The organism is Rikenella microfusus DSM 15922 (assembly GCF_000427365.1).
GTDB lineage: Bacteria > Bacteroidota > Bacteroidia > Bacteroidales > Rikenellaceae > Rikenella > Rikenella microfusus.
The window spans coordinates 1,623,097-1,637,753 of record NZ_KE386488.1 but is presented as its reverse complement, the minus strand read 5'-3'; the positions used below and the strand labels follow the sequence as shown (position 1 = coordinate 1,637,753).

The window sequence follows — 14,657 nt, the reverse complement described above, 5'->3', positions numbered from 1 at the left end:
CAGGCCCTCCTCCGTTAGTTGGTCACTTCGATTTTCGCCCCTTCGCGCAGCTGCATCAGGCCGGTGACGATCACCGAATCCCCCGCCGCGATGCCGCTCAGCACCTCGACCTGCGTTTCGGTACGGTTTCCGGTTTCGACCGGCACCAGCACCGCCTCCCCGCTGCGGGCGACCCAGACTCCTTTCCCGTCGAGCGACGGAACGATCGCTTCGGTCGGCACCATCAGCACCCGGGTGGCCTGCGAAGTCGGCACGATGACCCGCTGGGTGGACATACCGGGACGAAGCAATCCGCGGGCATTGTTGTAACGGGCACGCAGCACGATGGAACGGGTCTTGTCCTCGACCTTCGGTTCCATGGCGTAAATCACCGCCCGGTGCACCTCGTCGCTGGCTTCGGTCGTAAAAGTCACCTGCTTGCCGATCAGCTTCAGGCCGATGTATTTTTCCGGAATCGAAAATTCCAGCTTCAGGGTCTTGTAATCCACCAGCCGGGCGATCTGCGTTCCGGGCTGGAGATAACTCCCGTCGCTGATATAACGGAATCCGATCACGCCGCTGAACGGAGCGCGGATGCGGGTCTTGTCGATCTTGACGTTCAGCAGTTCGATGTCGGCCAGCAACATATTGTACTGGGTCACCATCTCGTCGTATGCCTGCTGGCTGATCGCCTCTTTCGCGAAAAGGATACGCTGGCGTTCGACATTCTCCTTGAGGGTCTTCTCCTGGAAACGATACCTTTTGAGCTGGGCCTGGAGGTCTTCGTCGTTGATTTTCACGAGCACCTGGTCTTTCTCCACGGCCGCCCCTTCCCTGAACAGGATTTCGGTCACCTTGCCGGATACTTCGCTGGCGATGTCCACCTCTTCGTTCGGGGCCAACGATCCCACCGCCCGGATACCGTCCGTCACCTCCTGCATCTCGGCGACGGTCACCGTTACGGGAATCACCCGGTTCCCGGCCTTGCCCTGCTTATCGTTTTCCGCCGTCGCCGGTACCGCCGAAGGTTCTTCCACGGGCTTGCTCCGCCCGATCACATACTGTTGCAACAAGAACATCCCCACCAGCACGAGGGGGATGACAATCGACAGAATCGTCCTGATTTTCTTCTTTTTCACACTCATTTTTCGGTTTGGGTATATCATTCCTGATAATTTCGACGAGCCTGCACGCCGAAAGTTTAATCCGTCCGCCCCGATTTTCCGACATACCGCCCGGAAACCGCTTCCGGACACACCGGATATCCGTCCGCTCCCGGCCCCGACAAAAAGCGCGGTGCGCCTCCCGTGTCCGGACAGAAAAACTTATATTTGCAAACATGGAGAACTTCATCACCCTGTCCGCCCTTCAGGGGCATCTGCGTGCCGTGATCGAACAATACGCCGGCCGCGCCCAGTGGGTGGTCGCCGAGATCAGCGAATGCAAGGTCAATTATGCGGGACACTGCTACCTCGAGCTCGTCGAACGGCCGGACAACGGCAAAGCGCCCGTAGCCCAGGCCCGCGCCGTGATCTGGAGCAGCAGTTACAAGATGATCTCCGGCTATTTCCGGTTCCAGACCGGTTCCGATCTCTCCGCCGGGATGAAAGTGCTCGTCAAATGCACCGTTTCATACCATCCCGTCTACGGCCTCAGCCTCGTGGTCAGCGATATAGACCCGGCCTACACCCTCGGCGAAACCGAACGCCTGAGGAGGCAGACCATCGCCCAGCTGGAGGAAGAGGGCGTATTCGGAATGAACAAGGATTTCGAACTGCCCGACGTGCTCCAGCGCATCGCCGTCATCTCGTCGGCCAAAGCAGCCGGCTACCGCGACTTCATGCAGGAGCTGGAGGCGTCGCCCTACCGGTTCGACGTCCGGCTGTTCGCCGCCGTCGTACAGGGCGACGCTGCCGAAAATTCGATCATCGGCGCCCTGGAAGCCGTCGCGGAACAGGCCGATGAGTTCGACGCCGCCGTCATCATCCGGGGCGGCGGTTCGACCAGCGACCTCGGGTGTTTCGACAACTACCGGCTCTGCGCCTATATCGCCCAGCTTCCGCTGCCTGTCATCACCGGTATCGGACACGACAAGGACGTCAGCGTCGCCGACATGGTGGCTCACACCTCGCTCAAGACGCCGACGGCGGTAGCGGCTTTTCTGGTAAACCGTGCGGCGGAAACGAACGCGCGGCTGGACGACCTGTACGAAGAGACGACCGACCGTGCCCGGCAAACCCTGATGATGGAGACGAACCGCCTCGAAAACGCCGGCCTGTTGCTGGCTTCACGGAGCACGGGCCTGCTGCATACGGGCATGGCCCGGCTGGAAAAACTGAAAAACGGCGTGCGGTATGTCGCCAACGAACGCTTAGACGACGAACGACGGCGCTGCTCGTCATTCGCCACCCGACTGGGACAACACTCCGCCCGACGGTTAGCGACAGCACAGGCGTGGACCGGCTACGCCCTGCAACGGCTGGCAGCAGCCGCGGAGGGAGCCGCCGGGCGCCAGCGTACGCGGCTGGAGCTGCTGGAGGTGTCGGTAACGGCAGCCAGTCCCCGGCGGATACTTTCGCGCGGCTATGCGATCGTACGGGGCGTGCGGAGCGCCGGACAGGTCGAGCTGGGCCAGCCGGTGGAAATCGAACTCCGCGACGGGGTGCTGGGAGCGAACATCATTTCGAAATCAACACATAAAAAAAATGGCTAAAACGAATACGGCGGAAAAGATCACCTATGCGGAAGCGGTGGCAGAGATCGAAGATATTCTGGCGAAGATGAACGACGACGAACTGGACATCGACCAGTTGGGCGCTTATGTGGAACGGGCGACGACGCTCATCGCCCTCTGCAAGGACAAACTGCTCAAGGCCCAGAAACAGGTCGAAAAGGTGATGAAACAGGAAGAAGCCTGAAAATCCCTGTTAAAACAGGATGGCAAGTTTACCCTATGTTATATGCCAGACTGATTTGTCGTGTATTTCGGCCTGTGCCTCCCCCCCGAAGCGGACCCCGCCGGGGCTTTTGCGAGGGTTTGCATCGCCTCCAAGGGGCCGCCCGGAGAAATCACCGTACGGTCGGGCACTGTGTCGTATACAGCTACCGAATCGGATAAGCATATAGCCGGCCCGTTATTTTAGCAGCCACTGAATCAACCCACTCTATAAACCGAATCGAATGAAAAGAACCCTTTACGGCGCAGCCCTCCTGCTCGGCGCGGCTGCCATGATGCTGCCCTGCGAAGCGCCGGCGCAGCCCAGAAAAGAGAAAGCCCCCAAATGGAAACTGGTCTGGAAAGACGATTTCAAAAAAGACGGGTTTCTCGACACGGCGAAATGGTCCAAGATCCCGCGCGGCAGTTCCGACTGGGATAACTACATGTCTTCGCGCGACGACCTCTACGAAGTGAAAGACGGGCATCTCGTCCTGCACGGTATCGTGAACGACCGCCGCGACCTGGATACGGCGCAATACCTCACCGGCGGGGTGTGGACCAAAGACAAATTCTCGGTGAAGTACGGCAAAATCGAAATCCGGGCGCGGCTGGGCGAAGCGCGAGGCTCGTGGCCGGCTTTCTGGATGCTGTCCCAGGACGAGAAATACGGCCGCTATCCGAAAAACGGAGAAATCGATATTATGGAACACCTGAATTACGACAGCGTGGTCTATCAGACGATCCATTCGCACTACACGCTGAACCTGAAGCAGGATACGCCGCAGCGGTACACGACGGTACCGATCGACCGCGAAGGTTACAACACTTACGGCGTGGAGTTCCATCCGGACAAGGTGGTCTTCACGCTGAATGGCCGGCCGACGCTGACTTACCCGAAAATCGAGACCGATCTGGAGGGGCAATTCCCGTTCGACCAGGCCTATTATCTGCTGCTGGATATGCAGCTGGGCGGCAGCTGGGTCGGCCCGGTGGATCCGGCGACGCTCCCGGTAAAGATGGAGATCGACTGGGTGAAAGTCTGGGAACGAAAATAACCCGCACTCCCATACCCGCCTGACGGAAGCAGGGCGCCTCGTGCGAGGCGCCCTGCTTCGTTGGAATAATACAAAAAAAGCTAATTTGCCTTATGCCGCAGGAACCGGTTCCGAAGCCACTGCCTTACCGGTTCGTCGTACAGCTTCAGAGCGGCATACGCCAACAGGACGCATCCCACGCCGACCGCCAGCATCAACGGCCAACTCTCGCCGATCGTCAGCTTGCGTTCCGCCACGTAAGCATAAAAGAGATAGGCGATCGGGTAATGGATAATGTAAAGCGGGAACGAGATGTCTCCCAGGAATTTGCACACCGAGACGGAAAATCTGCCCCGGATCGGACTGCCGGCGCCGGTCAGCACGATCAGCGGAAAAAGAACGAGGATCGCGACGCATTCGTAGAGGCCGTTCTGCCAGGATACTTCGGGGCGAGGGAAAAACAGAAGCAGCGCCAGGAACAGGGAACAGAGCCAGAAACCGCCCCGCAGCCGAATCAGCCTGCCCATCCGGAACAACAGCAGACCGCAGAAGAAGGGGTAAAGGACACGCGTGAGTCCGAGCCGGACGTGATTGCCGGTCAGTTCGTGTCCGCCCATGATGCTTCCCGCTTCGCTTCCGATCGCCTGCCCGACGATGAGCAGGCCGGCGAGGAGAACGAACACCGTCAGCCAGCGTTTCGACAAACGCCGCAGACCGACGGCATAGAGGATATTGGCGATATATTCGTAAAAGAGCGACCAGGCCGGACCGTTCAGGGGGAACATTTCGTTCCAGGGCTGCCTTATAGGCACCGCGGTCGGCAGCAACAGACAACCGGCCAGCATAACTAATAACAGTAACCATACGGGCGTTTCTCCGATATGGGGAAACATCGTCCCGTCGCCGAAATAATAACAAATGGCGCCGATCACGGCTCCCAGAACGACCATCGGCTGGAGGCGGATCACACGCCGCTTGAAGAAGTCCTTCATGGTCATTTTTCCCCACCGGTCGTCATAGGCATACCCGATCACGAAACCGGAGAGGACGAAAAAGAAATCGACGGCCAGGTAACCGTGATTGATTATCGGCACGGTATAATACGGTTCGACGGCGTAGATTTCGAACAGATGATAGGCGACGACGATCAGAGCCGCAACTCCGCGCAGACCGTCCAGAATTTCATAGTGCGGTTTCGAGGGAAACAGCAAAGGGTTCGATTGCATGTCTCGCTTAACAGGTTAAGGGGTTAGTACTTCGGCAAAAGTACGACAAATACGTTTGCAAAAATTTGTCCTAAGTCAAAATCGACATCCCGTTCCCGCACGGTTCGCCGGCCCTCAGCCGGCTGAGGGTGGACAGCGTAATACCCAGATAGGAGGCGATATAACTCAGGTTGGCACGCCGGCAAATATCGGGAAACTGCTCCCGGAACGCTTCGTACCGTTCGCGGGCCGACAGCGTAAGCCGTTCCTTGTGGCTGCGGTGCAGGCGCCTGTACTCGTTCTGGTGGGCGATCCTGCCCCAGTTGCACAGTTCGATATTGGTCTGCCACAGGCGGGTCAGTTCGGCGAGGGGAATGCTGTAAGCCTCGACCTCTTCGAGGGTCTCCACCACCTCTTCGCTCGCTTTTCCGTAGTACAGTTCGTCCATGCTGAACACGATGCCGCCTTCGCAGGAAAACGAGGTCGTCACCTCCGTGCCGTTCACCGGCCAATAAGAACGGGTCATGCCTTTTTCGATAAAATAGGCGTATTTGGCATACGTATTTTCCCGAATGAGCCGATATTTTTTCGGAAACCGGCACAGGGTCACCCGGTTTTCCAGCTCGCGGACGGTTTCGTCGGACAGCGGACACAGGGTTCTCATGTGGGCGATAACGTTTTTCATCTCGCTGACGGATAAAAAAACGGGGATATGCAAAGCCATTTACATATCCCCGCATTGGTTCGGTCTCCCCGATTACGCTTCCGGCGCGATAGCCTCTGCCGGGCACACGTCGGCGCAAGTGCCGCATTCGGTGCAGGCCGAAGCGTCGATAACGTAAACGTCGCCGGCCGAGATAGCCCCTACCGGGCATTCGTCGATGCAGGTGCCGCAGGCAACGCATGAATCGGGACTGATTTTGTAAGCCATGAGTAAATAATATTGAGTTGGTTTTGCATTACAAATGTAAGACTATTCCGGGGAATAGTCAAAATTTATTCTTGCCAGCCGCGGTAGCCTGAAGGGGTGAGTCCCAGGTGCGACAGGATACGCAGGACGACGGTATCGGCCGCTTCTTCCAGGGTCCGGGGACGGGTATAGAACGACGGCATGGCGGGCAGCACGATGCCTCCGGCTTCGCGCACGGCGGTCAGGTTGCGCAGGTGGATCAGCGAGAGGGGGGTCTCGCGGGGACACAGGATCAGGGTCCGGGGGTGCAGGGGCGAGTTTTCCTTGAGCATCACGTCGGCGGCCCTCGAAATCAGGTCGTCGGAAATTCCCCCGGCAATCCGGCCGACCATCCCCATGCTGCACGGAACGATAACAAGGGCGCCGCTGCGGGACGATCCGGAGGCCACGGGGGTGAAAAAATCGTCGTTCCGGTATTCGACGAGCGTTCCGGCCGTTACCTGCCGGGCTACCCAGTCTGAAAATTCGGGGCGTTCGAACCGGGCCACGTCCCGACCGTTCCGCGTAAAAACAATGCCGAGACTCTCTACCCGGCCGGTGTCCCGCATCGCGAACAACCGCTGCGCCAACCGCTCGGCATAAATGGTACCGCTGGCTCCCGTTATCCCTATCGTAATCTGCATATATCCGCTCTTTTAACCTTCGTTTATCCGTACATTGAGGGTAGAGTCTACTGTTCTTTCTTTGAAAAGAAAGAACCAAAGAAACTTTCGAGCAGGTTTGCGGTTCCTCAGTCTGTCGATGCCCCTTTGCACTGTGTTTTTTGTTTTGTAAGAACAGGGGACATTCATGCAAATACAAGGAACAGCCCCCTGTTCTTACAAAACAAATCGTCAAAGGATAAGTCATCCGCCAGGCTCAAGAGATGCGAAGCATCTCAAAAAGTTTTTCTGGTTCTCTTTGTTCACAAAGAGAACAGTCGCCTCGAACCTCAACCGTACAGAATAAACGAACGGTTTAAAGGAAATCTTCGCGGGCAGGGGCGAAGACATCGACGATCGTGCCCGCCTCCAGCGCCACCGCCCCATGTTCCACGCCCGACGGGACGAAATAGCCGTCCCCCGCCCGCAACGTTTTCTTACGGCCGCCGATCGTGACCTCGAACACACCCCGTTCGATCAGCGACGACTGGGAATGCGGATGCGAATGAGTCGCTCCGACCGCCCCCCGTTCGAAATCCACCTTGACCATCATGATACGATCGTCGTGTCCCATCATCATGCGGCGCAGACCGCCGCCCAAATCCAGCCATTCGGCAGTGTCCGGATTAAAAAAGATCGAATTTTCCATACCTGCGAAGATAACACATTAACCCCATATCCCCTATTTTTGCACCGACAAAACACCCCCGTTATGAACGGCAGAATCCAGGCCCATACAGCCATTCTCTTCGCAAACATCCTCTTCGCCCTCAACTACTCCTACTCCAAATCCCTGATTCCCGGTTTCCTCGCCCCCGAAGCCCTTTGCATCGCACGCATCGGATGCGCCGCCCTCGTATTCGCCCTCGTAGCCGTCCTCTGGGTCCGCGAACGCATCCGGTGGCGCGACCTCGGTTGGCTGGCGCTCGCCGCCCTGTTCGGAACCGGCGGCAACCAATACATCTTCCTACAGGGACTCCAATACACCTCGCCCGTCGATGCCGCCATCATCTCCGTCACCGGCCCCGTGCTGGTACTGGTCATCTCCGCCCTGCTCGGCCGCGACCGCATCACCTGGCTCAAAAGCATCGGCATCGCCATCGGGGCCAGCGGCGCCCTGCTGACTATCCTTTACGGAGGCATCGCCAATTTCGGCAGCGGACACCTCACCGGCAACATACTCGTATTCGCCGCCGCCCTCTCGTATGCCAGCTACCTTATCGTGGTCAAGAACCTGATGATGCGCTACCACCCGATCACCGTCACCGCCTGGATGTTCGGGCTTTCGACCCTGGCCCTGCTCCCTTTCCTCGGCCGCTCGATCGTCGCGACCGGGTGGGGCGACCTGACCCCGGCCGCGTGGGGCAGCCTCGCTTTCGTCATCCTGGGAGCCACCGTCACCGCTTACCTCTGCGTGGCAGGCAGCCTGAAAAAACTCAAACCCACCACGGTCAGCATCTACACCTACCTGCAACCCGTCATCGCCTCGTTCGTCGCGATTCTTCGGGGCCAGGACAAGACCGACTGGGTCAAAATCATGGCTGCATTGCTGGTCTTCGCGGGAGTATTCATCGTCACCCAATCCTACCGTTTCGAAGACAAAAAAATTGTGAATAACTCTGTGGACAACTCATCTTCCCGTTAATCGCCCTGTGAACGACTTTGTGGATAACACGGAACAACCGCACCAACAATTGTGGATAACAGTGTCGATAACCGGAAATAGATTGCTACCGCATGTTAGCAACTCTGCACGCACCACACATTATGCATTATCATCCAATAACTTAACATTGTCGATAACTTTTAACATCTCCCGATTCGCACGGTAAGCGACAAAAAACGTCGGGTCGGTTTTGCCAACAAAACCGACCCGACGCAGGTTGAAAAATTGTGGACGAATTGTCAATACTGTTCGCTCCCGTTCGGGAAATCCCCGCTCTTGACATCCTCGCGATACTGCTCCACCGCCGCCGTAATCTGTTCGTGCAGGTTCAGGTAACGGCGCAGAAAACGCGGAGAAAAACCGTTGTTGATACCGAGCATGTCGTAAGAGACGAGCACTTGTCCGTCCACCTGACCGCCGGCTCCGATCCCTATGATCGGAATTTTGACCGCCGCAGCCACCCGGCCGGCCAATGCGGCAGGTATCTTCTCCAACACGATGCCGAAACACCCGGTCTCGGCCAGCAGCAACGCATCGGAATACAGTTTCTCGGCTTCCGCCGCCTCCTTGGCCCGCACGGCATAGGTCCCGTACTTGTTGATGGACTGCGGCGTCAGCCCGAGATGCCCCATGACCGGAATACCGGCGCACAGGATACGCTGTACGGAGTCGATAATTTCGGCCCCTCCTTCGAGTTTCACGGCATCGGCCTCGGTCTCTTTCATGATCCGGATCGCCGAATTCAGGGCCTCCTTGGAATTGCCCTGGTAGCTGCCGAACGGCAGGTCCACCACCACCAACGCCCGCTCTACGGCCCGCGCCACGGCCTTGCCGTGATAAATCATATCGTTCAGGGTCATCGGCACGGTGGTTTTGTAACCGGCGATGACGTTGGCCGCCGAGTCGCCCACCAGGATCACGTCGATCCCTGCGGCATCCATGATACCGGCCATAGTATAATCATAAGCGGTGAGCATGGATATCTTCTCGCCGCGTGCTTTCATCTCGGCAAGGCGATAAGTCGTCACCGCCCGCGTTTTTCCTTCTGTTGACATAATATTTACGTATCGTTACCGGGGTCAAATGTATAAAATTTCAGGAACTATAACGGCCTCCCCGCCGATTATGCGCAGCCCCGTTCCCGCCCTCCTTATCGCCGGGCCGGATACCCCGATTCAAACGCCGCCCGACTCCCGTACCGCCCCGAACGATAACCTGAAGTCCGGTGCGCACAAAAACATCGGTAAATACTCAAATCGGGCCATAGCCTTCTCCAAACACTGCAGAGGAGACACGGGCCGGAATATATGGAAAATCAGGTGTGCATAAAAATAAGATAAAGTCGTATATACTCACCAAAACATCTATGACAACGGCCGGATATCCAAAATACATCGCAGTCTAAAAAAGACGGAACCCCGCATGGGATTCCGTCTTTCAAAACGATCCGGACCGCCCCGTGCGGCCCCGTACCGGCTACAGCACGTTGATCTCTTTCAGGATGGCGTTGGTCTTGCGCACCGCTTCGGCGCTCTTTTCGAACGCCTCTTTTTCTTCTGCGGTCAGAGCCACTTCCACCACCTTTTCGGCGCCGTTGCGGCCGATCACCGTCGGCACGCCGATGCAGATGTCCTGCTGACCGTATTCCCCTTCGAGGTAAACGCACGAAGGCACGATCTTCTTCTGGTCGCGGACGATCGATTCCACGACCATCGCAGCCGCAGCCCCCGGAGCGTACCAGGCCGAGGTACCCAGCAGTTTGGTCAGCGTAGCGCCGCCCACCATCGTGTCGGCCACCACTTTGTCCAGCACGGCCTTATCCTTGCAAAGTTCCGTTACCGGCACCCCTTTGACCGAAGCCTTGCTCACCAGCGGAATCATGGTCGTATCGCCGTGGCCGCCGATCACCATGCCGTCCACGTCGTTCGAGTTCACGCCCAGCGCTTTCGACAGGTAGCATTTGAAACGGGCCGAGTCGAGTGCGCCGCCCATGCCGAACACCTGGTTTTTGGGCAGGCCGGTAGCTTTCAGCGCCAGATAGGTCATCGGGTCCATCGGGTTGGAAACGATCAGGATGATCGCTTTCGACGAATGTTTCAGGATGTTTTCGGCCACCGTTTTCACGATGCCGGCATTCACCCCGATCAGTTCTTCGCGGGTCATGCCCGGCTTGCGCGGCATCCCGGAGGTGATGACCACCACGTCCGAACCGGCCGTAGCCGCATAGTCGTTCGTCACGCCCACCATGTTGGTGTCGAAATCCATCAGCGTGGCGGTCTGGAAAATATCGAGGATTTTGCCTTCCGAAACCCCTTCCTTGATGTCCAGCAGCACCAGTTCGCTGCACACTTCGCGCGTCGCCAGAACATTCGCGCAGGTCGCCCCGACATTCCCGGCGCCGACTACTGTTACTTTTGCCATTTTCTTATCAGTTGTTTTGTAAATGAATCGTTTGCCGAATCAGCCGATGTGGGCCGCGTATTCGTCCGCCGACAGCAGGCCGTCGAGCTGCGCGGGATCCGTCACGCGGATTTTGATCATCCATCCGGCCCCGTACGGATCCTTATTGACGGTCTCCGGCGCGTTTTCCAGTTCGCCGTTGAATTCCAGCACTTCGCCGGCCACCGGCATGAAAGCGTCCGATACGGTCTTCACCGCCTCGATCGTCCCGAACACGTCGTTCTGCGCGAGGGTTTCCCCTTCGGTGGCGACGTCCACGAAAACGATGTCCCCGAGCTGGCTCTGGGCGAAATCGGTGATACCCACGAACGCCTCTTCGCCTTCGACGCGGATCCACTCGTGGTCTTTCGAGTATTTCAGGTTGGATGGAATGTTGCTCATCTCTGTTCAGATTTTTTGAAGATTTATTGCATCAAAGGTACCGCTTTTTTCGGAACACGCAAAGGAGTTGTTATTAAAATAACACCGCGACCGGGGGCGAGAGACTCACGCTCCGGGGCGTACCCGCGGGGCGGGGCGGATAATCGTCCGCAGAGGCCGGTCGTAAGTCAGGTAGCTCCAGCTCCAGTCGAAAAGCACCGCCAGTCGGTTCCGTACGCCGATAATGAACAGCAGATGCACCAGCAGCCATAAGGCCCAGGCGACGAAACCGCCGAAATGCCGCCCTCCGATCTCGGCCACGGCCCGGTTGCGTCCGATCGTCGCCATCGAACCCTTATCGTTATATACGAACGGTTCCGGCGCCCGCCCCGCCGCCATCCGCGACAGATTCGCCGCCACCGACCGGCCCTGCTGGATCGCCACCTGGGCTACCTGCGGATGTCCGTCCGGATAACGCGGATCGCTCGTTTGCAGGCACTGGTCGCCGATCACGAAAACGTTTTCCGTCCCCTCCATGCGGTTGTACGCATCGACCCGTATCCGCCTGCCGCGGCCGCACCGTTCCGGCCCGATCCCGCCGACCGTATTGGCGACGACGCCGCTGGCCCAAACCACCGTCCGGGCCGGAATCGACTCTCCGTCGTTGTAATATACGGTATGTCCGTCGAAATCCCTGACCATGGCGCCCAGCACCACCTCCACCCCGCCGCGCTGCAAATCCCGCAGGGCGCGGGCCGACGACTCTTCCGAAAAACCCTCCAGCAAACGGGGCGCGGCATTCAGCAGATAGATCCGCATCTGTCCGGCAATATCCAGTTCCGGATAATCTTTCGGGAAAATATGCCGCTGCAATTCGGCCAACGCTCCCGCCAGCTCCACTCCGGTGGGACCGCCGCCGACGACTACGAAATCGAGCAGCTCCGACCGCTCGCGGGGATCGGTCGTCCGCACGGCCTGTTCCATCGCCGAGAGCACCCGGTTGCGCAGGGCCAGCGCTTCGCCGACGCTCTTGAGCGGCAGCGCATGCCGTTCGACGCGTTCCAGCCCGAAATAATTGGTATCGGTACCGGCCGCCAATACCAAATAGTCGTAATGCACATCGCCCGCCGAAGTCCGCAGCCGCCCCCGCTCCGTATCCACCGCTTCGACCGCGGCCATCCGGAAATGGAAATCGCGGCTGCGGCGGAATACTTTGCGCAACGGGAACGAGATGGCGGTCGGCTCCATACCGGAGGTGGCCACCTGATACAGCAGCGGCTGGAACTGATGGTAATTGTTGCGGTCGATCAGCACGACCTGAAAACCGCCGCGGCGCGTCAGGGCGCGGGCCAGCGCCACGCCCCCGAAACCGCCGCCGACAATCACCGCACGTTTTTTACCCGAAGCGGGAATATTCAAATCCATAGTCTGTTCGTTTATGAAACAAAATCTTTATCTTGCGCATCTATGAAACGATCGTTGTTCCTCCTCGCGCTGTCTGCCGCCGCATATGCGGCAACCGCCGTGCCAAACCCGGAACGGAACCTGCCCGCGCTGATTCCCTATCCGCAGCAGGTCGAAATCACGGGTCCTTACAAAATGCCGTTGCTGAACGTCAAGGTCAGGATCGACTCGACGCTGGCCCTGCCCCCCGAAGGCTACCTCCTCGAAACGTACCGAAGGGGAGTACGAATCACGGCCAAAGACAAACGGGGCGAGATATGGGCCTACCAGACGCTGCGCCAGCTGACCGACGACAAAGGGCTGGTGCCGAGCGTGCGGATCGCCGACTGGCCGGCTTTCGCCTGGCGGGGTTTCATGCACGACACGGGCCGCAATTTCATCTCGGTCGAAAACCTCAAGAAGCACCTCGACCTCCTTTCGCAATACAAGATCAACCTGTTCCACTGGCACTTGACGGACTACCCGGCCTGGCGCATCGAGTCGCGGGCGTTCCCGCAGCTCAACGACCCGATCTACCAGCGGCAGGGGCGCGACGAAGGCAAATTCTACACCTACGGCGAGATACGGGACGTAATCGCTTATGCCCGCAAAAAAGGCATCCTCGTCATCCCGGAAATCGACATGCCGGGACACAGTACCTATTTCAACAGCGCTTTCGGGTTCGGCATGGCCGATCCGCGGGGCATGAAAGTGCTGGAAACGGCGTTGAACGAATTCTTCGCCGAAATCCCGGTCTCGGAGGCTCCCTATATCCATATCGGTTCGGACGAAGTGCATATCCCGAATCCGGAGCAATTCATGCGGTGGGCGGACAGCATGGCGACGGCAGCCGGCCGCACCCCGCTGGTCTGGGATCCGGGACTGCCGGCGGCCTCGGAGAGGACGATCCGGCAAGTCTGGTCGGAGGCGCCGGGATACGTGGCCCGGAACCCGGAGGCACGGGGCCGTTTCGTCGATTCCTATATGGGCTATCTGAATAATTACGACCCCATATCGTTCACGCCGCGCATGCTGCTCCACAATCCATGCGACCGGACGCAAGGCGATTCGCTCGCGCTGGGCGGCATCCTCTGCCTGTGGAACGATACCAAAGCGCCGAGCCAGGAGGAACTGATACGCAACAGCAGCCTGTGGTCGGGCCTGCTGCCGTTCGCCGAACGGTTCTGGCGCGGCGGCCCGGTTCCCGAAGGGGCCGACGAAAACCCGAACCTGTATCCGGCCCCTTCGACACCGGCGGGACGGATGCTGGCCGAATTCGAGCAGCGGATGCTGGCGCACAAGAACGACCTGCTGCGCGACGAACCTTTCTGCTGGTGGCCCAACGCTTCCCTCGCCTGGCGGGTTTCGGAACCGGTCGCCCCCGGAGCGGATACGACCGGAGTGAAATGGCACACGCTCTACGGCGGCGCGATCGACGTGGACGCGATGCTTTCGTCGCTCGGCCTGCCCAAACCGGACTCGGCCGTCGTCTGGGCCGAAACGGTGATTACGGTTCCGCGCGACACGGTCATCCGGGCGCAAGTCGGGTTCGAGGCGCCGTCGCGTTCGAACCGCATCTCGCCGGGGATCGGACGGCAGGGACAATGGGAAGCCGGCAGCGACATTTGGGTAAACGGGGTGCGGGTCGCGCCGCCGGTATGGAAAGAGCCGGGCGCGTATGCGTTCCACTTCAATACATGGCACAAACCGGAAGAGGAGCTGCCCTATACGGACGAACAACTGTTCTGGACGCGCGAACCGGTCGAACTGCACTTGAAAGCGGGAGCGAATACGGTCCGCCTCTGTTCCCGGAAAGTATTTCCCGGCCAGCACTGGATTTTCGCCTTTATTCCCCACTAAACCGTTGGCGGACGTATCCCTCTTCGATATACCGCTTCCCGGTTATATATTTTGCCCGATTCCGTACTTTGGCGCACCGGATAGGTTCGACGGGAATTCCC

15 protein-coding genes are annotated in these 14,657 nt (G+C 58.6%); 5 read left to right on the top strand and 10 right to left on the bottom strand.

The genetic code is table 11. The features are described from left to right. Window positions 1–14: 14 nt before the first annotated feature. Entirely contained in the window at window positions 15–1,118 is a 1,104-nt protein-coding gene (locus RIKMI_RS0107890) for an efflux RND transporter periplasmic adaptor subunit (RefSeq protein ID WP_027291167.1), read from the bottom strand. A 200-nt stretch (window positions 1,119–1,318) separates the two neighbouring features. Between RIKMI_RS0107890 and xseA the strand changes: the two genes are divergently transcribed. From xseA to RIKMI_RS0107875, 3 genes are all read left to right on the top strand, one after another. Then, window positions 1,319–2,692: an exodeoxyribonuclease VII large subunit gene (xseA, locus tag RIKMI_RS0107885; RefSeq protein WP_027291166.1), complete on the top strand. Its 1,374-nt coding sequence runs from the start codon at window positions 1,319–1,321 to the stop codon at window positions 2,690–2,692. After that, window positions 2,685–2,897 carry an exodeoxyribonuclease VII small subunit gene (gene xseB, locus RIKMI_RS0107880; RefSeq protein ID WP_027291165.1) on the top strand — a complete coding sequence of 71 codons (213 nt, stop codon included), beginning with the start codon at window positions 2,685–2,687 and terminating at the stop codon, window positions 2,895–2,897. Before xseA ends, xseB begins: the two co-directional genes overlap by 8 nt. A 262-nt stretch (window positions 2,898–3,159) precedes the next feature. Continuing rightward, window positions 3,160–3,972 carry a glycoside hydrolase family 16 protein gene (locus RIKMI_RS0107875; RefSeq protein WP_027291164.1) on the top strand — a complete coding sequence of 271 codons (813 nt, stop codon included), beginning with the start codon at window positions 3,160–3,162 and terminating at the stop codon, window positions 3,970–3,972. Between the two features lie 80 nt (window positions 3,973–4,052). Here RIKMI_RS0107875 and RIKMI_RS0107870 read toward each other — a convergent pair whose 3' ends face one another. From RIKMI_RS0107870 to RIKMI_RS0107850, 5 genes are all read right to left on the bottom strand, one after another. Beyond that, window positions 4,053–5,177 carry an acyltransferase family protein gene (locus tag RIKMI_RS0107870; protein ID WP_027291163.1) on the bottom strand — a complete coding sequence of 375 codons (1,125 nt, stop codon included), beginning with the start codon at window positions 5,175–5,177 and terminating at the stop codon, window positions 4,053–4,055. A gap of 70 nt (window positions 5,178–5,247) precedes the next feature. Further along, a complete protein-coding gene (locus RIKMI_RS0107865; RefSeq protein WP_027291162.1) occupies window positions 5,248–5,841 on the bottom strand; it encodes a Crp/Fnr family transcriptional regulator in 594 nt (197 codons plus the stop codon). A 72-nt stretch (window positions 5,842–5,913) separates the two neighbouring features. Next, entirely contained in the window at window positions 5,914–6,087 is a 174-nt protein-coding gene (locus tag RIKMI_RS0107860) for an indolepyruvate ferredoxin oxidoreductase subunit alpha (protein WP_027291161.1), read from the bottom strand. Between the two features lie 65 nt (window positions 6,088–6,152). Next, entirely contained in the window at window positions 6,153–6,749 is a 597-nt protein-coding gene (locus RIKMI_RS0107855) for a UbiX family flavin prenyltransferase (protein ID WP_027291160.1), read from the bottom strand. Window positions 6,750–7,083: 334 nt separating this feature from the next. Continuing rightward, window positions 7,084–7,416, bottom strand: a complete 333-nt coding sequence (locus tag RIKMI_RS0107850; protein ID WP_027291159.1) for a cupin domain-containing protein — start codon at window positions 7,414–7,416, stop codon at window positions 7,084–7,086. A 63-nt stretch (window positions 7,417–7,479) separates the two neighbouring features. Here RIKMI_RS0107850 and RIKMI_RS13450 point away from each other — a divergent pair, with 63 nt between their 5' ends. Further along, on the top strand, window positions 7,480–8,412 hold the full coding sequence (locus RIKMI_RS13450; RefSeq protein WP_051214428.1) for a DMT family transporter: 933 nt from the start codon (window positions 7,480–7,482) through the stop codon (window positions 8,410–8,412). A 260-nt stretch (window positions 8,413–8,672) separates the two neighbouring features. Here the strand turns inward: RIKMI_RS13450 and panB are convergent, their stop codons facing one another. From panB to RIKMI_RS0107825, 4 genes are all read right to left on the bottom strand, one after another. Further along, entirely contained in the window at window positions 8,673–9,488 is an 816-nt protein-coding gene (gene panB / locus RIKMI_RS0107840) for a 3-methyl-2-oxobutanoate hydroxymethyltransferase (RefSeq protein ID WP_027291158.1), read from the bottom strand. Between the two features lie 421 nt (window positions 9,489–9,909). Continuing rightward, window positions 9,910–10,854: a malate dehydrogenase gene (locus tag RIKMI_RS0107835; protein WP_027291157.1), complete on the bottom strand. Its 945-nt coding sequence runs from the start codon at window positions 10,852–10,854 to the stop codon at window positions 9,910–9,912. Window positions 10,855–10,893: 39 nt separating this feature from the next. After that, window positions 10,894–11,274 (bottom strand): glycine cleavage system protein GcvH, encoded by a 381-nt coding sequence (gene gcvH, locus RIKMI_RS0107830; RefSeq protein WP_037291707.1) that lies wholly within the window; start codon window positions 11,272–11,274, stop codon window positions 10,894–10,896. A 105-nt stretch (window positions 11,275–11,379) separates the two neighbouring features. Beyond that, window positions 11,380–12,678: an NAD(P)/FAD-dependent oxidoreductase gene (locus tag RIKMI_RS0107825; protein WP_027291155.1), complete on the bottom strand. Its 1,299-nt coding sequence runs from the start codon at window positions 12,676–12,678 to the stop codon at window positions 11,380–11,382. Window positions 12,679–12,720: 42 nt separating this feature from the next. Here RIKMI_RS0107825 and RIKMI_RS0107820 point away from each other — a divergent pair, with 42 nt between their 5' ends. Further along, window positions 12,721–14,556, top strand: a complete 1,836-nt coding sequence (locus tag RIKMI_RS0107820) for a family 20 glycosylhydrolase (RefSeq protein ID WP_027291154.1) — start codon at window positions 12,721–12,723, stop codon at window positions 14,554–14,556. The last annotated feature ends 101 nt before the right edge of the window (window positions 14,557–14,657 follow it).

Coding starts and splice junctions, on each gene's coding strand:
- gcvH (WP_037291707.1), bottom strand. CDS start 11,274: ATGAGCAACATTCCATCCAACCTGAAATACTCGAAAGACCACGAGTGG.
- xseB (WP_027291165.1), top strand. CDS start 2,685: ATGGCTAAAACGAATACGGCGGAAAAGATCACCTATGCGGAAGCGGTG.
- RIKMI_RS0107825 (WP_027291155.1), bottom strand. CDS start 12,678: ATGGATTTGAATATTCCCGCTTCGGGTAAAAAACGTGCGGTGATTGTC.
- RIKMI_RS13450 (WP_051214428.1), top strand. CDS start 7,480: ATGAACGGCAGAATCCAGGCCCATACAGCCATTCTCTTCGCAAACATC.
- RIKMI_RS0107855 (WP_027291160.1), bottom strand. CDS start 6,749: ATGCAGATTACGATAGGGATAACGGGAGCCAGCGGTACCATTTATGCC.
- panB (WP_027291158.1), bottom strand. CDS start 9,488: ATGTCAACAGAAGGAAAAACGCGGGCGGTGACGACTTATCGCCTTGCC.
- RIKMI_RS0107875 (WP_027291164.1), top strand. CDS start 3,160: ATGAAAAGAACCCTTTACGGCGCAGCCCTCCTGCTCGGCGCGGCTGCC.
- RIKMI_RS0107870 (WP_027291163.1), bottom strand. CDS start 5,177: ATGCAATCGAACCCTTTGCTGTTTCCCTCGAAACCGCACTATGAAATT.
- RIKMI_RS0107850 (WP_027291159.1), bottom strand. CDS start 7,416: ATGGAAAATTCGATCTTTTTTAATCCGGACACTGCCGAATGGCTGGAT.
- RIKMI_RS0107835 (WP_027291157.1), bottom strand. CDS start 10,854: ATGGCAAAAGTAACAGTAGTCGGCGCCGGGAATGTCGGGGCGACCTGC.
- RIKMI_RS0107865 (WP_027291162.1), bottom strand. CDS start 5,841: ATGAAAAACGTTATCGCCCACATGAGAACCCTGTGTCCGCTGTCCGAC.
- RIKMI_RS0107860 (WP_027291161.1), bottom strand. CDS start 6,087: ATGGCTTACAAAATCAGTCCCGATTCATGCGTTGCCTGCGGCACCTGC.
- xseA (WP_027291166.1), top strand. CDS start 1,319: ATGGAGAACTTCATCACCCTGTCCGCCCTTCAGGGGCATCTGCGTGCC.
- RIKMI_RS0107820 (WP_027291154.1), top strand. CDS start 12,721: ATGAAACGATCGTTGTTCCTCCTCGCGCTGTCTGCCGCCGCATATGCG.